This window comes from Pseudomonas moorei, assembly GCF_042846945.1.
In the GTDB taxonomy this organism is placed as follows: domain Bacteria; phylum Pseudomonadota; class Gammaproteobacteria; order Pseudomonadales; family Pseudomonadaceae; genus Aquipseudomonas; species Aquipseudomonas moorei.
Window position 1 is genome coordinate 368,089 of the sequence record NZ_AP035776.1, and the last position, 21,017, is coordinate 389,105.

The following is a 21,017-nucleotide window of genomic DNA, read 5'->3' on the forward strand; positions in this document are numbered from 1 at the left end:
ATTGGAGAACAGATGCACCAACAGACTGCGGAGTATGAGGGAAATTACATCACTCGACGCTTTTGCGCCGACGAAGATGTAACAAGTACTGAACCGGACCGGAAGCGGCGTAAGCGAGGAAAACCAGCAGCAGGATGCGCGGTGGATCACTGAACACCACGGCAAATACCAACACCACAGCCAGGATTGCCACGAAAGGCACCCGCCCCTTCAGGTCCAGCTCCTTGAAGCTGTTGTACTTGATATTGCTGACCATCAGCATGCCCGCAGCCGCGACCATTAACGCCACCAGGAAGGACATCTTGGAGCCCTGGATACCGTAGTCGCTGAACGCCCAGACAATCCCCGCCACCACGCCAGCGGCAGCCGGACTGGCCAGACCGATGAAATAGCGCTTATCGGCGGTGCCGACCTGGGTATTGAAACGCGCCAGACGCAACGCCGCGCCTGCTACATAGATGAAGGCAACCATCCAGCCGACCTTGCCCATGTCGCCCAGCGCCCAACCAAATGCCAGTAAAGCCGGCGCCACACCGAAGGCAACCATGTCCGATAGCGAGTCGTACTCGGCCCCGAAGGCACTCTGGGTATTGGTCATGCGCGCAACACGGCCGTCGAGACCGTCGAGCACCATGGCGACGAAAATCGCGATGGCTGCAAAAGCAAAATATTTGCTCGCACTAATCGAATCACCCGCACTCAGGGCGCTCTGGGCACTCATGGAGTTGATGATGGAGTAAAACCCTGCGAACAGATTCGCAGTGGTGAACAGATTCGGCAGAAGATAGATACCACGATGCCGGACTTTACGGCCTTCAGCGTCATGCCCTTCTTCAACATGCTCATCGATGGGCAGCAGGCTTTCGGCGTCAGAAGCCTGGTTTGGCTCTTCGGGACGTTCGCTCATGGACAATACCTTGCAACGGGGTGGAAAGTTTCGACAGACGTCTGCGGTAACGGTTCGCATCGCAAACGATGCAGCTTTATACCAGAACAGGCCCGCCAAACGAAAAAACGCGGCCTGGGCCGCGTTTTTCGTACAAGGGCGTGACTTAGTTTTTAGCTTTGTCGACGATTTTGTTGGCACCGATCCACGGCATCATTGAGCGCAGTTGCTCGCCGATGATTTCGATACCGTGAGCGGCGTTGTTGCGACGCTTGGCGGTCATCGAAGGATAGCCGGTAGCACCTTCGCTGATGAACATCTTGGCGTATTCGCCGTCCTGAATACGTTTCAGGGCGTTGCGCATGGCCTGACGGGATTCGGCGTTGATAACTTCCGGGCCGGTCACGTACTCGCCGTATTCGGCGTTGTTGGAGATCGAATAGTTCATGTTGGCGATACCGCCTTCGTACATGAGGTCAACGATCAGCTTCAGTTCGTGGAGGCATTCGAAGTAGGCCATTTCTGGCGCGTAACCAGCTTCAACCAGCGTTTCGAATCCAGCCTTGACCAGTTCAACGGTACCGCCGCACAGAACGGCTTGTTCGCCGAACAGGTCGGTTTCGGTCTCGTCCTTGAAGGTGGTTTCGATGATGCCGGTACGACCACCACCAACGCCTGCAGCGTAAGACAGAGCAACGTTTTTGGCGTTGCCCGACGCGTCCTGGTAGATAGCGATCAGGTCAGGGATACCGCCGCCCTTCACGAACTCGGAACGTACGGTGTGGCCCGGCGCCTTCGGCGCGATCATGATCACGTCGAGGTCAGCACGTGGCACAACCTGGTTGTAGTGGATCGCGAAGCCGTGGGAGAAGGCCAGGGTGGCGCCTTTCTTGATGTTCGGCTCGATTTCGTTCTTGTACAGGGAAGACTGGAACTCGTCCGGGGTCAGGATCATAACCAGGTCGGCCGCCGCAACAGCGGAGGCAACGTCGGTCACTTTCAGGCCGTGAGCTTCGGCTTTGGCAACGGTGGCCGAACCTTTACGCAGACCAACGGTAACGTCAACGCCGGAGTCTTTCAGGTTGCACGCTTGAGCGTGGCCTTGGGAACCGTAACCGATAATGGCAACTTTCTTGCCCTGGATGATCGACAGGTCGCAGTCTTTATCGTAGAAAACTTTCATGAATTTCCCCTATATATCCAGGCCGTTCAGGCCATTCGCTAATTTGGTTTAGATGCTGAGTACTTTGTCGCCGCGCGCAATCCCGGTGACGCCACTGCGTACAGTTTCCAGGATCGAGGCGGTGCCGATGGACTGAATGAAGCTGTCGAGCTTGTCGCTGGTACCGGTCAATTGAACGGTATACACGCTGGCGCTGACATCGACGATCTGTCCACGGTAAATATCGGTAGTGCGCTTGATCTCGGCACGCTGGGCACCGGTGGCCTTGACCTTGACCAGCATCAGTTCGCGCTCGATGTGAGCACTTTCCGACAGGTCGACCAGTTTTACCACTTCGATCAGTTTGTTCAGGTTCTTGGTGATCTGCTCGATGATCTCATCGTGGCCGACAGTGGTCAGCGTCAGACGCGACAGGGTCGGGTCCTCGGTTGGCGCCACGGTCAGGCTTTCGATGTTGTAGTTGCGCTGCGAGAACAGGCCGACTACGCGAGACAAAGCGCCGGGTTCGTTTTCCAGAAGCAAGGAAATAATGTGCCGCATGATTAAGTACGCTCCGTCTTGCTCAGCCACATATCGCGCATGGAGCCGTCTTTGATCTGCATCGGGTAGACGTGCTCGTTGGCATCTACCTTGATATCAAGGAACACCAGGCGATCCTTCATGGCAAACGCTTCTTCCATCATCGGCTTCAAATCCTTCAAGTCCGTGATGCGCATTCCAACGTGACCGTAGGCTTCAGCCAACTTGACGAAGTCCGGCAACGATTCCATGTAGGAATGCGAATGACGTGCGCCGTAGCTCATGTCCTGCCATTGGCGGACCATGCCCAGCACTCCATTGTTCAGCAGGATGATCTTCAGTGGCAGGCCATGCTGCAGACAGGTCGAGAGCTCCTGAATGTTCATCTGGATGCTGCCTTCACCGGTCACACAGGCGACATCAGCATCCGGGAAGTTCAGTTTCACACCCATCGCCGCAGGCAAACCGAAGCCCATCGTGCCCAGGCCGCCGGAGTTGATCCAGCGATTCGGCTTGTTGAAGCGGTAGTACTGGGCCGCGTACATCTGATGCTGACCCACATCGGAGGACACATAGGCATCGCCATGGGTCACTTCGCTCAGGGTTTCGATCACAGTCTGCGGCTTGATGATGCTGCCATCGCCCTTGTTGTAAGGGAACATGTCGCGATCACCACGCCACTCTTCAACCTGCTTCCACCAGGTAGCGACCGCTTCCTTGTTCGGGGTCTCGCCGATTTCCTTGAAGGTAGCGACCATTTCGGTCAGTACGCTTTCCACCGGACCAACGATAGGAACATCGGCCTTGATGGTCTTGGAGATCGAAGCCGGGTCGATGTCGATGTGAATGATCTTGGCGTTCGGGCAAAACTTCGACGCGCCGTTGATGACGCGATCGTCGAAACGCGCGCCGACGGCAAGGATCACATCAGCATGGTGCATCGCCAGGTTGGCGGTGTAGCTGCCGTGCATGCCGAGCATGCCGAGGAACTGACGGTCGTTACCCGGATAGGCACCCAGGCCCATCAAGGTATTGGTCACCGGTGCGTTCAGCAGTTGCGCCAGCTCAGTCAACGGCGCGGAGCCGTTACCCATGATGACGCCACCACCGGCATAGATGATCGGCCGCTTGGCTGCCAACAGCATTTCCACGGCTTTGCGGATCTGGCCCGAATGACCACGCACTGCCGGGCTGTAGGAACGCAGCTTGGCTTTTTTCGGGAAGACGTATTCGAACTTCTCGGCCGGGTTGGTCATGTCTTTAGGGATATCGACCACTACCGGGCCCGGACGACCGGATTGCGCCAGGTAGAAGGCCTTCTTCATGACTTCCGGAATTTCCGATGGATGCTTGATCATGAAGCTGTGTTTCACGATCGGCCGGGAGATACCGATCATGTCGGTTTCCTGGAATGCATCGGTGCCGACCATGGTGCTTGGCACCTGAGCGGTCAGAATCACCATCGGAATGGAGTCCATGTATGCCGTGGCAATACCGGTAATGACGTTGGTTGCGCCAGGACCGGAGGTCACCAGTACAACGCCAGCCTTGCCGGTGGCACGCGCATAGCCATCAGCCATGTGAGTGGCTGCCTGCTCATGGCGCACGAGGATATGTTGAACGGAAGGTTCTTTAAACAATGCATCGTAGATATGCAGTGCGGCACCACCCGGGTACCCATAGATATATTTGACGCCCTCGTCACGCAAAAAGCGGACGATCATTTCACCGCCAGATAAAAGCTCCACGTTGTTCACCTCTAAAACGCCAGAATACCGCCCACATATATGGGACGGGTCTTAATAGGTTTACTTCCCAGCAGAGCATGAGCGACGGTGGTCGCCGACTACGTCAGCACTGACTGAGCAAGTATTGGGATCGTCCCAAGTGTTGCGGGCCTTTCCCACCCAGCGCGAGGTAACGCGTTGCGGGTGTAACAGGTCGGCGCGGATGTGCGCCTCATGATCTACCGAGTGGGTCTGCTTCTGGCAGTCCCTCTACAGCGGACTTTGGATTCTTCTGTTTCGTCCCCTGCAAGTCAAGTCGTCTATGTGCTTTATTGAACTAAGCACATGAGAAAGCAAGAAAAAACCGTGAAACTGCACGTGCGTTAGTTTCAATTGCGCAACCCGAGGCTGCCAGCCGACATGCAGGAACCAGGCTTGCCCTCAACGAGAGCAAACCCGACTGCTAAAAGGGATCGGAATCAGCGAGAAGCGGTGATCAGCAAATCGAACTCTTTGAGCAATGCCTGCAACTGCCGGTCCTTGCCCTGGACATTACGGGAAGCGAAGACCATTTCGGCCATCTCCTGAATCCCCGAAGCGTTCGGCAAGGGCAGCCCCTGCTCCAGAATCATTTTCATGCGCGGCAGGAAGATCCATTGCAGCCACTGCTCGAAATCCAGCGTATCGACCGAGAACGGCTCGACGCTGGAAAGTGCTTCCTGGGATGGCGGCACATCGTCCCACCAGCCCTGAATCCGCAACTCACGCTCGATCAGCAGTAACTGATCGGCGATTTTAAGAAAACGCTCGTCCATCACGACGCTACCTTGGCCTTCTGACGCGCCAGTGCGGCACCCGCGGAGTCACCTTGTTTCTCACGGGCCTGGGCGATCAGTTCCCACAGGTTTGCCTGCAGTGCCGGGCGACCATTGGCGAAGGTCAGGCCACGACGGGCAAATTGCTCAGCCTGCGGCGCGTCACCTTGAGCCATGCGCACTTGCGCCAGACGATAAAGCACTTGCGGCTCCCGCGGCGCAACACGCTGGGCGCGTTCAAGACTCGACGAGGCACCATTGAGATCACCGCTGGACTGTTGCTGCTGCGCAGTCGTCAACAGGGCCAGAACCGGACCGTCCAGTTGCTCATCGGCAGACAAACCACCGGAGCTGGCCGAAGGAATCCCGCTCGGCGTCGGCGGCATGCTGTAACTGCCCTGATTGATCGGCGCGGACTGAACCGGCGCGGCATCAATCGGCCCCGGCGTAATCGGGCCTGGCGTAATCGGTGTAGTGCTGATCGGCGTTGACGTCGTTGCACCGCCACCTGGCACCATCACGACAACACCGGTATCGCCTTGCGGAATTTCCTGAGGACGGGTTTGCACAGGGCGTTTCACCGTCGTCTGACGGAAACCGCCATTGGTCGAGATTCGCTCGCTGTTGGAAACGGCGGTGCCAGAGTCCTCTACCGGAATCGAGCCACGTTGTACGGTGGAGCAACCGCTGAGCAAAGCCACGGCGGCAACCGCTGGAATCAACCACTTGTTCACTTGATACCCTCTTTGCTTAATTCATCCAGCCCTTGACCCAATCCATCACCGTTTCGCCGGTAGTGGGGCTTTCGCCACCGCAAGCAGCGCCGGGAGGCGGTTCGCTGCCGCGAATATACGGCATCTGTACAGCGCCTGGGCAGTTGGCATCAGAGCCTTGTCCCGTGCGCGAATCGACCCAGGCTTGTACGACGTTATCCGGCTGCGGCATGTCCAGTGGCAGCGGATCGGCCTTGCGCATGAAGCTGGTCCAGACCTGCAAGGCACCGGTAGCACCGGTGAATGGCGTCTTGCCGTTGTCATCGCGCCCCAACCACACCACTGCTAGCAAGTCCTGGCTGAAACCGGCAAACCAACTGTCCCGCGAATCGTTACTGGTGCCGGTCTTGCCTGCGAGGGTCAGGGTTTTCGGCAACACGTTGTAGACAGAGCTGCCGGTGCCTTCACGCATGACACGCTGCATGGCGCTCTGGATCAGGTAAATGGAACCCGGGTCGAAACGCTGCTGAATCTGGAACGGATATCGCTTGAGCGGCTCGCCTTCGGCAGTCAGAACACTGCGAATCCCGCGCATCGGCGTATTGAAGCCTCCGTTGGCCAGCGTCTGGTACATGGTCGCGACTTCGATCGGCGTCATGCCGCCTGCACCCAGCAACATCGACGGGAATGCCGGGAATTCGCGACTGATACCCAGGCGCCCCAATGTCTTCAGTACATTCGGCACCCCCACCGCCAAGCCGAGACGTGCGGTCGACAAGTTGTAGGAATGCGCCAGGCCCTGATAAAGGAAAACCGTACCGTGGGAACGACGATCATAGTTCTGCGGTTTCCAGACCTGACCGTCCGCACCTTTGACCGAGAAGGATTCGTCCGACAGCCAACTGGTCAAGGTGTACTGGCTCGGTTTTTCCAGCGCCGTCAGATAAACCGCCGGCTTGATCAACGAGCCGACAGGGCGCACCGCATCCAGAGCACGGTTGAAACCGGCAAAACTGGCCTGGCGACTGCCAATCATGGCCTGGACTTCGCCGGTTTCAGGGTTGGTGACGACCATGGCCGCCTCCACATCATCGGAACCCTTGCGCCCGGCCAGGCGCTTGAAGGTGTCATTGACCGATGCTTCGGCTTTCATCTGCAGGATCGGGTCGAAGCTGGTGAAGATGCGCAGACCTTCTTCAGTCAAGTCTTCGTCGCGATAGTCTTCACGCAGCTGACGCTTGACCAGATCAAGGAAACCGGGGAATGAGCTGTCCGCGAGGCTGCCACGCTTGGTCACGCCCAACGGCATCTTCTTCGCGGCTTCAACTTGTTCGGCCGTGGCAACGCCCTGCTCCTGCAGGACATCGAGCACCAGGTTGCGACGCTCAAGGGCACGTTCCGGGTAGCGGCGCGGATTGTAGGACGACGGCCCCTTGACCATGCCCACCAGCAACGCCACCTGGTGCAATTTGAGTTCTGACAACGGCTGACTGAAGAAGAACTGGCTCGCCAGACCGAAGCCATGCACGGCACGCTGGCCGTCCTGACCGATGAACACCTCGTTCAGGTATGCTTCGAGGATTTCACGCTTGTCGTAATGCAACTCAAGCAGCATCGCCATCATGGCTTCAGTCAGCTTTCGGCTCAGGCTGCGCTCGTTGGTCAGGTAGAAGTTCTTGACCAATTGTTGCGTCAGGGTACTGCCGCCCTGGCGCATGCGCCCGGAAGAGCCGTTGACCCAGATCGCACGAGCGATCGACTTCGGCGACACACCAAAGTGGTGATAGTAGTCCCGGTCCTCAACGGCCACCAGGGTGTCGAGCAAGTACGGTGGAACCTGGTCGATCTTGATCAGGATCCGGTCTTCAAGGTTTTTCGGGTACAAGCCGCCAATCAGCAATGGCTCAAGACGCACCACCGACAATTTCGCACCGTTGGTCGATGACAATTCGGCGACGTAATCGCCGGAAAAACGCACACGTACCGGTTGCGGCTGCTCCATGCCCTCATAGAACTGGAAGCCGCGGGTATTCAGATCGACGGTATTGCCGTTGACCGAGGCCGCGCCCGGGCCATTGGCCACACTTTCACGACGATACCCCAAGGCATCGAGCTCGGTGAGGAAGTCATCCCGACTCAGCTTTTGTCCGACGAACAGCTCGAGTGGACGCGCGTATACCTTGGCCGGAATGGTCCAGCGCTTGCCGGAGAACTTCTCCTGCACGATGGCATCGAGGTAAACCGCGAATCCGGCCAGGACCACAAGGCCGACCAGGCTGAGTTTAAGGGCCCAGCCCAGCCAGGGGCGCAGGCCTCTGGAGGGTGGTTTTTTAGGGGTACGGGGAGATCGGGTACGAGTCATGGCGGCGGATTATACGCACTTTATTCATACTCAACAGGAGCCCTCCGACATTGCGTTAGGCTGGCCAGCCGCCATAATGACGGCCTGTATTTTTCCAGACTCTGAAGGATCGCCTGTGAGCCAGTCCCTGATCGCCGCCCTGCAAAACCCGGCCCTCTATCCGCATCCTGTAGAGGGGTTCCAGCTTATCGAGACCCACATTTCCTGGGTACTGCTCACCGGCCCTTATGCCTATAAAGTGAAGAAACCGGTGAATTTCGGCTTTCTCGACTTCACCAGCCTTGAGGCCCGCAAGCATTTCTGCGGCGAAGAGCTGCGCCTCAACCAGCGCCTGACCCATGATCTGTACCTTGAAGTGCTGCCGATCACCGGCAGCGCCGAGGCCCCGCAACTGGGTGGCGATGGCCCGGTCATCGAATACGCCCTGAAAATGCGTCAGTTCCCGCAAAGCCAGTTGCTCAGCACCCTGCAAGCCAATGGCGAGCTGACACCGGCACACATCGACGCGATGGCTGCGCAAATCGCCGGGTTCCACCTCAGCTCACCGAAGGTCCCCGCCGAACATGAAGCGGGTACACCAGACAGCGTCATGGCACCGGTGCGGCAAAACTTCGAACAAATTCGCCCATTCCTCAGCGACAAGACCGACCTCCTGCAACTGGAAGCTTTGCAAGCCTGGGCTGAAACCAGCTTCGAACGCCTCAAGCCGCTGTTTGCCCAGCGCAAGGCCGACGGGTTCATCCGTGAATGCCACGGTGATATCCACCTGGGTAACGCCACCGTGATCGACGGCAACGTCGTGATCTTTGACTGCATCGAATTCAATGAACCGTTCCGCTTCACTGACGTGTATGCCGACACCGGTTTCCTGGCGATGGACCTTGAGGACCGGGGCCTGAAGAGCCTGGCACGGCGTTTTATCAGCCAATACCTGGAGCTGACAGGTGACTACCAGGGCCTGGAGCTGCTGAACTTCTATAAAGCATACCGTGCACTGGTTCGCGCCAAGGTTGCCCTGTTCAGCATGCCGGCCGACGCCACTGCGGTACAGCGCGCTACCACCCTGCGTCAGTACCGTAACTACGCCAACCTGGCGGAAAGCTACAGCACCATTCCTTCGCGCTTCATGGCCATCACCCACGGCGTTTCCGCCGTCGGCAAAAGCCATGTGGCCATGCGCCTGGTGGAAGCGCTGGGGGCGATTCGCTTGCGTTCGGATGTAGAACGCAAACGCCTGTTCGGCGAACAGACCGTACCGAACGACCTGCAGGCCGGCATTTATAGTGCCGACGCAAGCGCAGCGACCTATAACCGCCTGCATGAAATCGCCAATGTGATCCTGCACGCAGGCTTTCCGGTAGTGATCGATGCCACGTACCTCAAGCGTGCTCAACGCGACAGCGCAGCGAAAGTCGCCGAAGCCACTGGCACGCCTTTCCTGATTCTCGACTGCAACGCACCACAGGCCGTGATCGAAAGCTGGCTGGCCCTGCGCCAGGCAGATAAAAACGACCCGTCTGACGCCACTCTGGCCGTGATCGAAGCCCAACAAGCCAGTCGCGAAGCACTGACTCCTGCGGAAATCCTCTGCAGCAAACGTATCCAGACCAATGAAAGCGGGACCCTGGACACCGTTGTCGCACAGATTCGCCAACGCCTGCCGGGGCTGTAAGAAAGTAATTCAGCCGTGAAGCCATCACAGGCTTCACGGCTGCCAAATAGTGGCACTATACTGGCGTCATAAAACCAACAGGTGACATGCCATGAGCCAGCCGAAGCTTCTCGACACCCCGCTTTATGCCCTGCTGCACAAAGACGACATCATCGGCTTCAACAAAGAACGCCCAAAGGATGGACCTATCGATATGGTGGGTGGTGACTTCCGTGGCCTCGACCTGCGTGAGTTGAACGCCGACGGCGTCGACTTTACCGATGCCTATTTCCGCTCCGCCGACCTGCGCGGCATCGACTTTCGTAACGCTTCGCTTGAAGGTGCGAGCCTGGCTCATGCACAGATCTCCGGCGCCTACTTTCCGCCAGAGCTGAGTGCTGACGAGATTCTGATGTCGATGAATTTCGGGACTCGCCTGCGCTACCGCACTCGCTGATCGCCTGCGTAAACTGACAAGTCCGGCGCCCCCGCTTTGCGCTGGACTGCGGACTAATTAACCGAAATTCCTGCCTGTTCCGCCCCTTTTCCCGCTGGACTCACTGAAGTTCCTGCCCTTGCAGATATCTGCCGCTTAGAAGCGTTTACGTCGAAATCGACCAAACCATAACGCTTTTCCTACTGATGGCTACACTCCTCAGAAGCTTGCCCACGCACCATTCGGCCATCGCAAGGAGGCTTGATGAATGATGAACTGCAACACCTGAAGAATCTTGGCAAGACGTCGGCGCAGTGGCTGCATGCCGTGGGCATCCACAGCGCTTCGGACTTGCGTCGCCTGGGGGCGGTGGACGCTTACCGGGCCGTGCGTACGCGCGGATTCCGTGCGTCGAAGGTGTTGTTGTACGCGATTGAAGGCGCCTTGATGGACGTACACTGGAACGACATTCCCGCCGAACGCAAGGACGCCTTGAACAAACAGCTGGAAGCTATCTCGTCACGCCACAAGAACTGAACGAGTCTGCTCGCCATGTACCTACTTGGGGAACAACCGGCATACGCCGACGCACTGATCAACCGACTGCAGAATATTCCCGCTCGACTACTCGAAGGCTTGGCCCCTTGCGGCCCATCGTTGGCATTTTCCGTTGTCGAAGACCTTGGCGCCGCATTACCCGGCGATCAACTGTTCATTTTGCAAAACGGGCTGTTACATGGATGCGTCGACAATCGCGCCCTGTTCTATCTGCACGAAGGCGACCTGATCGGCCTGCGCCAGGATATGGAATTGCCGCGCTGTCGTTTGCGCAGTGATAACCCGCTGACACTGACGCCCTACCAGCGATCAGCGGTTTTCCGGCACATCTATGCCGACCCTCAGCGCTCGGAACTGTTCTTGCAGTACATGGCGGGGCAGACCGCCTTGCTGTCAGACGCCATAGCCCGCCTGAAACAGCCGGAGTTTCGCAGCACCAACGGCTTTCAACGGGTATCCGGTGGCGAAGTGCTTATCCGGCAAGGCGACGAGGCGGACCATGTCTTTGTCATCATTGAGGGGCATGCCGAGGCGTTTGTCGACGGACAGAAAGTCGGCGATGTGCCTAAAGATGAAATTTTCGGTGCCATGGCGGTATTCACCGGCGAAAGACGCAACGCCAGCATTGTCAGCAGTGAGCCGAGCACCATCATGCGCATCCCCAAGGATCAGTTTATGAGCCTGGCCCAGAGCAATCCAAAAATCGCCGGGAGCCTGATCGAAAGCATGGCCCGACGAATCGACCTGCTTAACAAGCAGGTGACACAGTTGACTGCACAGAAAACGACAAATTAAGGCTCAAATGATTGGCGGAACTCAAACCAATCAGAAATGACCAGTTGACTTGATAATGAGAATCGATATTATTACCGCAACTGGTCGCGAGACTGGTCGATATTCTGAAAAGCCCTTGGTTCGGACTCTCGGATTATCTCCTCATCAGGCTAATCACGGTTATTTGACCCGGCTCATGCCGGGTCTTTTTTTGCCTGGGAGAAAGCAGCAACCACCCGGTATCCTAGGCATCGGGCCACCGCTTCCGACACCGACATGCATCGCTTGACCCGTTGCTTTCATTTTTGAACGTCGGCTTGGGCATATCTGCACACGAACGACGAAAACCGAGGATGGACATGAAATATCTTTGTGCCGGCACCGAACTGGCCGACGCCTGCAGTCGCGGGTTCGAAATCGACGGCCAAAAGCTCTTTGCCGTGCGCCGCAGCGGTCAGGTCTACGTCTATATCAATCGCTGCCCGCACCGTGGTGTTGGACTGGAATGGACCCCAGACCAGTTTCTCGACCCCAGCAACAGCTTGATCCAGTGCGCCACTCACGGCGCCCTGTTTCTGATCGAGGACGGCGAATGCGTGGCCGGCCCTTGCGCCGGACAATCCCTGACCCGCGTGAATTGCCGCGAGAACGCACAAGGCATCTGGATCAGCCTTTAATGCCGAGCAAAACCTCAAGACGCCGCTCGACCACCATTTCCTCGTGAGTCAATCGCACACCGTAAGCCAGCACCTCGACCCCACACGCCACGGCCTCACGCAACGCCGCGGCGTAAGCCGAATCGATCTCTTCGGCCGGGCGCACGGCATCGATACCGGTCAGGTTCACGCAGTACAACTGCACCGCCCGGATTCCGTCCCGAGCCAGATGAGCCAATTCGCGCAAATGCTTGGCCCCGCGCTGCGTCACCGCATCGGGAAACGCTGCAACCGATGAGCCCTCGAAGCCCAAGGTGACACTTTTGACTTCCACGTAAGCCGGCCCACTTGGGTAATCAAGGCGAAAGTCGATCCGACTGCTTTCCTGGCCGTAGGCCACTTCGCGCTTAAGCTCGGTAAAGCCATCCAGTTCAGCAATGACTCCGGCGCGAAGCGCCTCTTCGATCAGCCCGTTGGCCCGCGCTGTATTCACACAAAACTGACGCCCGTGCGGGGTTTCGCCAATTTCCCATGTGCCCGGCAACTTGCGCCTGGGGTCATTGGAGCGACTGAACCAGACCTGACCGCCTTCAACCTGGCAATTGAGCATAGAACCGGTATTGGGACAGTGAATGGTCAGCAACTCGCCGCGAACGGTCTCGATATCGGCGAGAAAACGCTTGTATCGACGAATCAGTCGACCTTCTTCGAGGGGCGGATGAAAACGCATCAGCCTTGCCAGCTCCGCAAACCGCGACCGATCCGCTCGACCGCTTCGTGCAAGCGTTCCAGGCTTTGGGTATAGGCAAAGCGCACATGATGCCCGGCTTGATAGCGACCGAAATCCAGCCCCGGCGTAAACGCCACATGTTCGGTCTCCAGGAAATGTCGACAGAACGAGAAGGCATCACCGCCGAACTTGCTGATATCGGCGTACAAGTAGAAGGCCCCTTCCGGCTCCACGGCAATTCCGAAACCTAATTCCCTCAAGGCAGGCAGCAGGAAATCCCGACGACGACCGAATTCGGCACGGCGCTCTTCCAGAATCGCGATGGTTGCCGGCTCGAAGCAGGCCAGCGCAGCGTGTTGCGCCATGCTCGGTGCGCTGATGTAGAGATTCTGGGCAAGTTTTTCCAACTCGCCGACCGCTGCATCAGGCGCCACCAGCCAGCCAAGGCGCCAACCGGTCATGCCGAAATATTTCGAAAAACTATTAAGCACAAAGGCGCTATCGTCGACTTCCAGCACACTGGCTGCATCGGTGCCATACGTCAGACCATGGTAAATCTCATCCACCACCAGATGACCATGCCGTTCCTTGATCGAAGTCGACAGTGCGGCCAGTTCGTCGCGGGTCAGGATCGTCCCGGTCGGGTTGGCCGGCGACGCGACCAATGCCCCCACGCTGTCGTGATCCCAATGCCGCTCGACCAGGCCCGGAGTCAGTTGATAACGCACCTCAGGACCTACAGGGACAAGCTGCGCGGCGCCTTCCACCAGGCGCAGGAAATGCCGGTTGCACGGATAACCCGGGTCCGCCAGCAGCCAATGCTTGCCCGGATCGACCAGCAGGGCGCTGGCCAGCAACAGCGCGCCGGAGCCGCCGGGGGTGATGAGAATCCGCCGCGAGTCGATATTCAGGCCATAACGCTGCTGGTAAAAACCTGAAATGGCCTCACGCAATTCGGGAATGCCCCGCGCGGCGGTATAACGGGTCTTGCCCGCTGTCAGCGCGGCCTGGCCGGCGCGAATGATCGGCTCGGCGGTGGTGAAGTCCGGCTCGCCGATTTCAAGGTGAATCACATCATGACCGGCCGCTTGCAATTCATTGGCTCGCGCCAGCAACGCCATGACATGGAAAGGTTCGATCGCGCGACTGCGGGCACTGTAGGACTGAGCCATTGGCCTTCCTTCAACGGGGAAAAAAATCGATTCTACCCAAGCGCAGGAACGAGCGAGAACCTAAAGCGGTCAGACCCCATACAACCTTGGTCGAAAACGACTCAAACGAGTATCCCAGGTTTGACTAAAATCATTAATTGAGCAGCGTTCCAGAGCCACCAGACAGCGCTTTGCCAGTATTTGCAAGCCCCACGGGCCGCAGGCTCGACATCCGGGAGTAGCGCGGCCTGATTTGATCTGGTAAGTTCGCCCGCTTGCAGCCGCAGGGCCGGCGGGTGCCGGTGATGGAGCAATCCTGCGCAGATGGATTACAAGAGTAGAGGCGGTCTATTTCATGTCCACCCAAGCAAAGCAACAAGCGAATCAGACGATCAGCGGCTTCGAGCCCTATGTTCAGAAAGCTGGCGAAGAGTACATGGGCGAGCCCATGCGCAAGCACTTCACCAAGGTTCTGAATCAGTGGAAAAAAGAGCTGATGGAAGGTGTCGACAAGACTGTGGACCACATGAAGGACGAAGCGGCCAACTTCCCTGACCCGGCAGACCGTGCCAGCCAGGAAGAAGAGTTCGCTCTCGAACTTCGAGCCCGCGATCGTGAGCGCAAGTTGATCAAGAAGATCGACAAGACGCTTCAGTTGATCGAAGACGAAGAATACGGCTGGTGCGAAAAATGTGGCGTCGAAATTGGCGTCAAGCGACTGGAAGCCCGCCCTACCGCCGACATGTGTGTCGACTGCAAGACCCTGGCGGAAATCAAGGAAAAGCAAGTCGGCAAGTAATTGCGACTTGAACGAAAAACGGAGCGTGCGAACGCTCCGTTTTTGTTTCTGTACAGGAGCGAGCTTGCTCGCAATGGACGACAACGATAATGCGCGCCGCTTGACGACTCGCGGTGTGCAGACGTTTTTTCGCGAGCAAGCTCGCTCCTGCAGCTTGATATGCACCTCTCCCGACCAAATAACATCGCCCATATGACCGTCATCACCTCCCCCACCTACATCGGGCGCTTTGCCCCCACGCCCAGTGGCCATTTGCATTTCGGTTCACTGGTCGCCGCGCTGGCCTCGTACCTCGATGCACGCTCGGTCGGGGGCCGCTGGCTGATGCGCATGGAAGACCTCGATCCTCCCCGTGAAGAGCCCGGGGCTCAGGCGGCGATCCTCAAGGCCCTGGAGAGTTACGGGTTTGAGTGGGACGGCGAGATGGTCCGCCAGAGCGACCGTCACGACGCCTACGCCGAAGTGCTCAATCGCCTGTTCAATCAAGGTCTGGCTTACGCCTGCACCTGCTCGCGCAAGCAACTGGAACCGTATCACGGCATTTATCCTGGACTGTGTCGTAATGCCGGGCATGGCACTGAAGATGCGGCGATCCGGATACGCGTCCCTGAACTGGACTACCACTTCATCGACCGGGTGCAGGGAGCATTTCACCAACACCTGGGCCGGGACGTCGGTGACTTCGTGATCCGCCGCCGCGACGGGCTTTACGCTTATCAACTGGCCGTAGTGCTGGACGATGCCTGGCAAGGCATCACTGATATCGTGCGGGGCGCCGACCTGCTCGACTCCACCCCGCGCCAGCTGTATCTGCAGGAGTTGCTTGGCCTGCGGCAACCGCGTTACCTGCACATCCCGCTGATCACCCAGCCCGATGGCAACAAACTGGGCAAATCCTATCGCTCGCCACCGCTCACGACCGATCAGGCCACGCCCTTGTTGCTACGCGCCTTGCGTGCACTCGGGCAGAACCCCGGCAACGAACTGGCTTATGCCACGCCACGGGAAGTGCTGAACTGGGGCATCACCCACTGGGATGCCCTGCTGATCCCGCGCACACTAAGCTTGCCCGAGGCACAGCTACAGTGATCTTGCTTGCAGTGGCGCCCCCATCCGTTACCATCGCCGCACGTTTTCGGGCACGCGCATAAAAAAGAGAGGCCGGGATGTACATCTATCGCTTGGTCCTGCTCCTGGTAGTGGGGATTTATCTGTTTTCCCCGGCCATCATGGATTGGTGGATCGACGCCACTGGCGCCTGGTACCGCCCTTATTTGCTCTGGCTGATTCTGATCGTCGTGACCTTCATCCTGCAGAGCCAAAAAGATGCCGATGAGCTTTAGCCTGACCCAGATGATCCTGATCAGCGCCGCGTACCTGGCGGTGCTGTTCGGCGTGGCCTGGATCAGCGAACGAGGCATGATCCCGCGGGCGATCATTCGCCACCCGCTCACCTACACCCTGTCGCTGGGCGTGTACGCCAGTGCCTGGGCGTTTTACGGCACCGTGGGCCTGGCCTATCAGTACGGATATGGATTCCTGTCCAGCTATCTCGGGGTGTCCGGGGCGTTTCTGCTGGCGCCGGTGTTGCTGTATCCGATCCTGAAGATCACCCGCACCTATCAGCTGTCGTCCCTGGCGGACCTGTTCGCGTTTCGCTTCCGCAGCACCTGGGCCGGTGCGCTGACCACGATTTTCATGCTGATCGGCGTGCTGCCATTGCTGGCGTTGCAGATTCAGGCGGTGGCCGACTCCATCGGTATCCTCACCCGCGAACCGGTTCAGCATCGCGTGGCACTGAGCTTTTGCGCCCTGATCACGCTGTTCACGATTTTCTTCGGCTCCCGGCACATTGCCACTCGCGAGAAACATGAAGGCCTGGTGTTCGCGATTGCCTTCGAATCGGTGATCAAGCTGATCGCCATCGGTGGCGTCGGCCTGTATGCGCTTTACGGCGTATTCGACGGCCCGCAACAGCTCGAACTGTGGCTGCTGCAAAATCAGACCGCCCTCGCGGCCCTGCACACACCGCTGCAGGAAGGCCCATGGCGTACGCTGCTGCTGGTGTTCTTCGCTTCGGCGATCGTGATGCCGCACATGTACCACATGACCTTCACCGAAAACCTCAATCCGCGCTCGCTGGTCAGTGCCAGTTGGGGGCTGCCGCTGTTCCTGTTGCTGATGAGCCTGGCCGTACCGCTGATTCTGTGGGCGGGCCTGAAACTCGGTGCCACCACCAACCCGGAATACTTCACGCTGGGTATCGGCATCGCCGCCAACAGCAAGGCCCTGGCGTTGCTGGCGTATGTCGGTGGGTTGTCTGCCGCCAGCGGCCTGATCATCGTGACCACCCTGGCGCTATCAGGGATGGCGCTGAACCACCTGGTACTGCCGCTGTATCAGCCACCGGCCGAAGGCAATATCTACCGCTGGCTGAAGTGGACGCGCCGGGCGCTGATCGTCGCGATCATCATGGCCGGCTATGGCTTCTACCTGCTGCTGGGCGCCGAACAGGACCTGGCCAACCTTGGCATCGTCGCCTTTGTGGCCACCTTGCAGTTCCTGCCAGGCGTACTGTCGGTCCTGTACTGGCCGACCGCCAACCGCCGCGGTTTCATCGCCGGGTTGCTGGCGGGGATTCTGGTCTGGCTGGTGACCATGCTGTTGCCGCTGGTCGGCAACCTGCAGGGCTTCTACATTCCGCTGCTGAACATGATCTATGTGCTGGACGATACCAGCTGGCACATGGCCGCAATCGCCTCGCTGGCGGCCAACGTACTGATGTTCACCCTCATCTCGCTGTTCACCAACGCCAGCACCGAAGAAGCCAGCGCTGCCGAGGCCTGCGCCGTGGACAACGTGCGTCGCCCGCAACGCCGTGAACTGCACGCTGCCTCCCCCCAGGAATTCGCCACGCAACTGGCCAAGCCCTTGGGCGCCAAGGCCGCGCAGAAGGAGGTCGAGCAAGCCCTGCGCGACCTCTATCTGCCATTCGACGAGCGACGGCCTTATGCCTTGCGCCGCTTGCGTGACCGGATCGAAGCCAACCTCTCGGGCCTGATGGGCCCGAGCGTGGCCCAGGACATGGTCGAAACGTTCCTGCCTTACAAGGCTGGCGGTGAAAACTACGTCACCGAAGACATCCACTTCATCGAAAGCCGTCTCGAGGACTACCACTCCCGCCTGACCGGCCTGGCCGCCGAGCTCGACGCCCTGCGTCGCTATCACCGCCAGACCCTGCAGGAATTGCCGATGGGCGTGTGCTCCCTGGCCAAGGACCAGGAAATCCTCATGTGGAACAAAGCCATGGAGGAATTGACCGGGATCGCCGCGCAACGTGTGGTCGGTTCGCGCCTGGGTACCATTGCCGATCCATGGAGAGAATTGCTGCAAGGTTTTATCAACGTGCCGGACGAACACTTGCACAAGCAGCATTTGGCCCTCGACGGCCAAACCCGCTGGCTGAACCTGCACAAAGCGGCGATCGACGAGCCCCTCGCGCCCGGTAACAGCGGCCTGGTGCTGCTGGTGGAAGACCTCACCGAAACCCAGATGCTCGAAGACAAACTGGTGCATTCGGAGCGTCTGGCCAGCATCGGTCGTCTCGCGGCTGGCGTGGCCCATGAAATCGGCAACCCGATCACCGGTATCGCCTGCCTGGCGCAGAATCTGCGCGAAGAGCGCGAGGAAGACGGCGAACTCAAGGAGATCAGTGGTCAGATCCTCGAACAGACCAAACGCGTGTCGCGCATCGTGCAGTCGTTGATGAGCTTCGCCCATGCCGGCAGCCATCAGCACAGCGACGAACCCGTCTGTCTGGCCGAAGTCGCCCAGGACGCCATCGGCCTGCTGGCCCTGAACCGACGCAATTTCGAAGTGCAGTTCTACAACCTGTGCGATCCGGACCACTGGGTCGAAGGCGACCCGCAGCGGCTGGCCCAGGTATTGATCAACCTGCTCTCAAACGCACGCGATGCCTCGCCCCCGGGCAGCGCGGTGCGCGTCAAAAGCGAAGCCGGCGAACACACGGTCGACCTGATCGTGGAAGACGAAGGCAGCGGAATACCATCGAGCATCATGGACCGATTGTTCGAACCCTTCTTCACCACCAAGGACCCTGGTGAAGGTACCGGTCTGGGCCTTGCACTGGTCTATTCCATCGTTGAAGAGCATTATGGACAAATCACCATCGACAGCCCGGCTGATGTTCAGAGCCAACGCGGCACCCGTATCCGGGTGACATTACCGCGTCATGTCGAAGCGACGTCCGCTGTGAACTGAGACCGTCGAGAGTATCGAATCAATGCCGCACATTTTGATCGTCGAAGACGAAACCATCATCCGCTCCGCCTTGCGCCGCCTGCTGGAACGTAACCAGTACCAGGTCAGCGAAGCCGGTTCAGTGCAGGAAGCACAAGAACGCTTCACCATTCCCACGTTCGACCTGATCGTCAGTGACCTGCGCTTGCCAGGCGCTCCTGGCACCGAACTGATCAAACTCGGCCAAGGCACTCCGGTGCTGATCATGACCAGCTACGCCAGCCTGCGCTCGGCGGTCGACTCGATGAAGATGGGCGCGGTGGACTACATCGCCAAGCCTTTCGATCACGACGAAATGCTCCAGGCCGTCGCGCGTATCCTGCGTGACCGCCAATCGACACAGACCAGCGGTGAGCCGGTTGCCGGCAAAGTCGCCAACGGCGCGGCGAAACCGGGTATCGACAACAGCAACGGCGAAATAGGCATCATCGGTTCGTGCCCGCCGATGCAGGATCTGTATGGCAAGATCCGCAAAGTGGCGCCTACCGATTCCAATGTCCTGATCCAGGGTGAGTCCGGCACCGGTAAAGAGCTGGTGGCGCGCGCCCTGCACAACCTGTCCAAACGCGCCAAGGCGCCGATGATCTCGGTGAACTGTGCAGCCATTCCGGAAAGCCTGATCGAATCCGAACTGTTCGGCCACGAAAAAGGCGCGTTTACCGGTGCAAGCGCCGGGCGTGCCGGCCTGGTGGAAGCAGCGGACGGCGGCACCCTGTTCCTCGACGAAATCGGCGAACTGCCGCTTGAAGCCCAGGCCCGCCTGCTGCGCGTATTGCAGGAAGGTGAAATTCGCCGGGTGGGCTCGGTACAGTCGCAGAAAGTCGATGTGCGCCTGATCGCCGCGACTCACCGCGATCTCAAGAGCCTGGCGAAGATCGGTCAGTTCCGTGAAGACCTGTATTACCGCCTCCACGTGATCGCCCTGAAACTGCCGGCCCTGCGCGAGCGCGGTGCCGACGTCAACGAAATCGCCAATGCGTTTCTGGCGCGGCAGAGCGCGCGGATCAACCGCACCGACCTGAAGTTTGCCCCGGATGCCGAGCAAGCCATTCGCCACTACTCGTGGCCGGGCAACGTTCGTGAGCTGGAAAACGCCGTCGAGCGCGCCGTCATCCTGTGCGAAAGCCCGGAGATTTCCGCCGAGCTGCTGGGCATCGACATTGAGTTGAGCGATCTCGAAGACGACGAATTCATCGGCCTGGCACCGCAACAAGGCAACACGGCGGCCAACAACAGTCACGAGCCGACCGAAGACCTGTCCCTGGAAGACTACTTCCAGCACTTCGTCCTCGAACACCAGGACCACATGACCGAAACAGAGCTGGCCCGCAAACTCGGGGTCAGCCGCAAATGCCTGTGGGAGCGTCGTCAGCGCCTGGGCATCCCACGGCGCAAGACCGGGGTAGCCAGCGAAAGCTGAACCCCACCTGTCTCATGTGCAGGTAACACATGATTTTGTGAAAAAACTGTTACCTCAGGTTTTTCACGTAACAGAAGCCGGGGCTTACGGTAACGAAGCCCCGGCTTTTTTTGGTCTCCACAAACCCCATCAGTACGGCCAAGCCCTTGTTTTGCTGGGGTTTGCAAAAGTTGGCACGCACCCTGCTATATGTTTGGTACAAGAACAATAACAAGCAATGCACAAGACAATAAAAATAAGACGAATCGACTCACGCACAATAAAAACAAGACGGCGAGAGGCGCAGCTAACTGATTCTTTTGGAGAGGCGTTGTATT

General features: G+C 58.6%; 19 protein-coding genes. 10 read left to right on the plus strand and 9 right to left on the minus strand.

Annotated elements, in window-relative coordinates; genetic code table 11:
- Positions 1 to 49 precede the first annotated feature (49 nt).
- The 7 genes from pssA to mrcB form a co-directional block, all read right to left on the minus strand.
- The gene (gene pssA, locus ACGJAX_RS01770; protein WP_390957278.1) at positions 50 to 907 is read right to left on the minus strand and encodes a CDP-diacylglycerol--serine O-phosphatidyltransferase; all 858 of its coding nucleotides are present in this window, start codon (positions 905 to 907) and stop codon (positions 50 to 52) included.
- A 145-nt stretch (positions 908 to 1,052) separates the two neighbouring features.
- Entirely contained in the window at positions 1,053 to 2,069 is a 1,017-nt protein-coding gene (gene ilvC, locus ACGJAX_RS01775; RefSeq protein WP_003228216.1) for a ketol-acid reductoisomerase, read from the minus strand.
- Positions 2,070 to 2,117: 48 nt separating this feature from the next.
- On the minus strand, positions 2,118 to 2,609 hold the full coding sequence (gene ilvN / locus ACGJAX_RS01780) for an acetolactate synthase small subunit (protein WP_003205610.1): 492 nt from the start codon (positions 2,607 to 2,609) through the stop codon (positions 2,118 to 2,120).
- A 2-nt stretch (positions 2,610 to 2,611) separates the two neighbouring features.
- Positions 2,612 to 4,336 (minus strand): acetolactate synthase 3 large subunit, encoded by a 1,725-nt coding sequence (locus tag ACGJAX_RS01785; RefSeq protein WP_090327543.1) that lies wholly within the window; start codon positions 4,334 to 4,336, stop codon positions 2,612 to 2,614.
- Positions 4,337 to 4,794: 458 nt separating this feature from the next.
- The gene (locus ACGJAX_RS01790; protein ID WP_090325182.1) at positions 4,795 to 5,130 is read right to left on the minus strand and encodes a YqcC family protein; all 336 of its coding nucleotides are present in this window, start codon (positions 5,128 to 5,130) and stop codon (positions 4,795 to 4,797) included.
- On the minus strand, positions 5,130 to 5,864 hold the full coding sequence (locus ACGJAX_RS01795) for a tetratricopeptide repeat protein (protein ID WP_390957279.1): 735 nt from the start codon (positions 5,862 to 5,864) through the stop codon (positions 5,130 to 5,132). Before ACGJAX_RS01795 ends, ACGJAX_RS01790 begins: the two co-directional genes overlap by 1 nt.
- Positions 5,865 to 5,880: 16 nt before the next feature.
- Complete coding sequence (gene mrcB, locus ACGJAX_RS01800; RefSeq protein ID WP_390957280.1) at positions 5,881 to 8,205, minus strand: penicillin-binding protein 1B; 2,325 nt, start codon at positions 8,203 to 8,205, stop codon at positions 5,881 to 5,883.
- Between the two features lie 115 nt (positions 8,206 to 8,320).
- Between mrcB and ACGJAX_RS01805 the strand changes: the two genes are divergently transcribed.
- The 5 genes from ACGJAX_RS01805 to ACGJAX_RS01825 all read left to right on the plus strand — a co-directional run bounded on the left by ACGJAX_RS01805 (position 8,321) and on the right by ACGJAX_RS01825 (position 12,301).
- Positions 8,321 to 9,877, plus strand: a complete 1,557-nt coding sequence (locus ACGJAX_RS01805; protein WP_390957281.1) for an AAA family ATPase — start codon at positions 8,321 to 8,323, stop codon at positions 9,875 to 9,877.
- 91 nt (positions 9,878 to 9,968) lie between these two features.
- Positions 9,969 to 10,313, plus strand: coding sequence for a pentapeptide repeat-containing protein (locus ACGJAX_RS01810; protein WP_090325191.1), 345 nt, complete (start codon positions 9,969 to 9,971; stop codon positions 10,311 to 10,313).
- A 243-nt stretch (positions 10,314 to 10,556) separates the two neighbouring features.
- Positions 10,557 to 10,829, plus strand: coding sequence for a TfoX/Sxy family protein (locus ACGJAX_RS01815; protein WP_003228231.1), 273 nt, complete (start codon positions 10,557 to 10,559; stop codon positions 10,827 to 10,829).
- Positions 10,830 to 10,844: 15 nt separating this feature from the next.
- Positions 10,845 to 11,645, plus strand: a complete 801-nt coding sequence (locus ACGJAX_RS01820; RefSeq protein ID WP_390957282.1) for a cyclic nucleotide-binding domain-containing protein — start codon at positions 10,845 to 10,847, stop codon at positions 11,643 to 11,645.
- Between the two features lie 338 nt (positions 11,646 to 11,983).
- Positions 11,984 to 12,301 (plus strand): Rieske 2Fe-2S domain-containing protein, encoded by a 318-nt coding sequence (locus tag ACGJAX_RS01825; RefSeq protein ID WP_390957283.1) that lies wholly within the window; start codon positions 11,984 to 11,986, stop codon positions 12,299 to 12,301.
- Here ACGJAX_RS01825 and sfsA read toward each other — a convergent pair.
- Positions 12,291 to 13,010 carry a DNA/RNA nuclease SfsA gene (sfsA, locus tag ACGJAX_RS01830; protein WP_390957284.1) on the minus strand — a complete coding sequence of 240 codons (720 nt, stop codon included), beginning with the start codon at positions 13,008 to 13,010 and terminating at the stop codon, positions 12,291 to 12,293. The two genes, ACGJAX_RS01825 and sfsA, sit on opposite strands and share 11 nt — an antisense overlap.
- Positions 13,010 to 14,182 carry a pyridoxal phosphate-dependent aminotransferase gene (locus ACGJAX_RS01835; protein WP_390957285.1) on the minus strand — a complete coding sequence of 391 codons (1,173 nt, stop codon included), beginning with the start codon at positions 14,180 to 14,182 and terminating at the stop codon, positions 13,010 to 13,012. The genes sfsA and ACGJAX_RS01835 overlap by 1 nt, the downstream gene beginning before the upstream one ends.
- 334 nt (positions 14,183 to 14,516) lie before the next feature.
- Between ACGJAX_RS01835 and dksA the strand changes: the two genes are divergently transcribed.
- The 5 genes from dksA to ACGJAX_RS01860 all read left to right on the plus strand — a co-directional run bounded on the left by dksA (position 14,517) and on the right by ACGJAX_RS01860 (position 20,700).
- Positions 14,517 to 14,960 (plus strand): RNA polymerase-binding protein DksA, encoded by a 444-nt coding sequence (gene dksA / locus ACGJAX_RS01840; RefSeq protein ID WP_390957286.1) that lies wholly within the window; start codon positions 14,517 to 14,519, stop codon positions 14,958 to 14,960.
- Between the two features lie 192 nt (positions 14,961 to 15,152).
- Positions 15,153 to 16,049, plus strand: coding sequence for a tRNA glutamyl-Q(34) synthetase GluQRS (gene gluQRS / locus ACGJAX_RS01845; RefSeq protein ID WP_390957287.1), 897 nt, complete (start codon positions 15,153 to 15,155; stop codon positions 16,047 to 16,049).
- A 77-nt stretch (positions 16,050 to 16,126) separates the two neighbouring features.
- Positions 16,127 to 16,303, plus strand: coding sequence for a hypothetical protein (locus ACGJAX_RS01850; protein WP_003176118.1), 177 nt, complete (start codon positions 16,127 to 16,129; stop codon positions 16,301 to 16,303).
- Positions 16,287 to 19,241: a sensor histidine kinase gene (locus tag ACGJAX_RS01855; RefSeq protein WP_162493939.1), complete on the plus strand. Its 2,955-nt coding sequence runs from the start codon at positions 16,287 to 16,289 to the stop codon at positions 19,239 to 19,241. Before ACGJAX_RS01850 ends, ACGJAX_RS01855 begins: the two co-directional genes overlap by 17 nt.
- Before the next feature lie 22 nt (positions 19,242 to 19,263).
- Positions 19,264 to 20,700, plus strand: coding sequence for a sigma-54 dependent transcriptional regulator (locus ACGJAX_RS01860; RefSeq protein WP_090325198.1), 1,437 nt, complete (start codon positions 19,264 to 19,266; stop codon positions 20,698 to 20,700).
- Positions 20,701 to 21,017 lie beyond the last annotated feature (317 nt).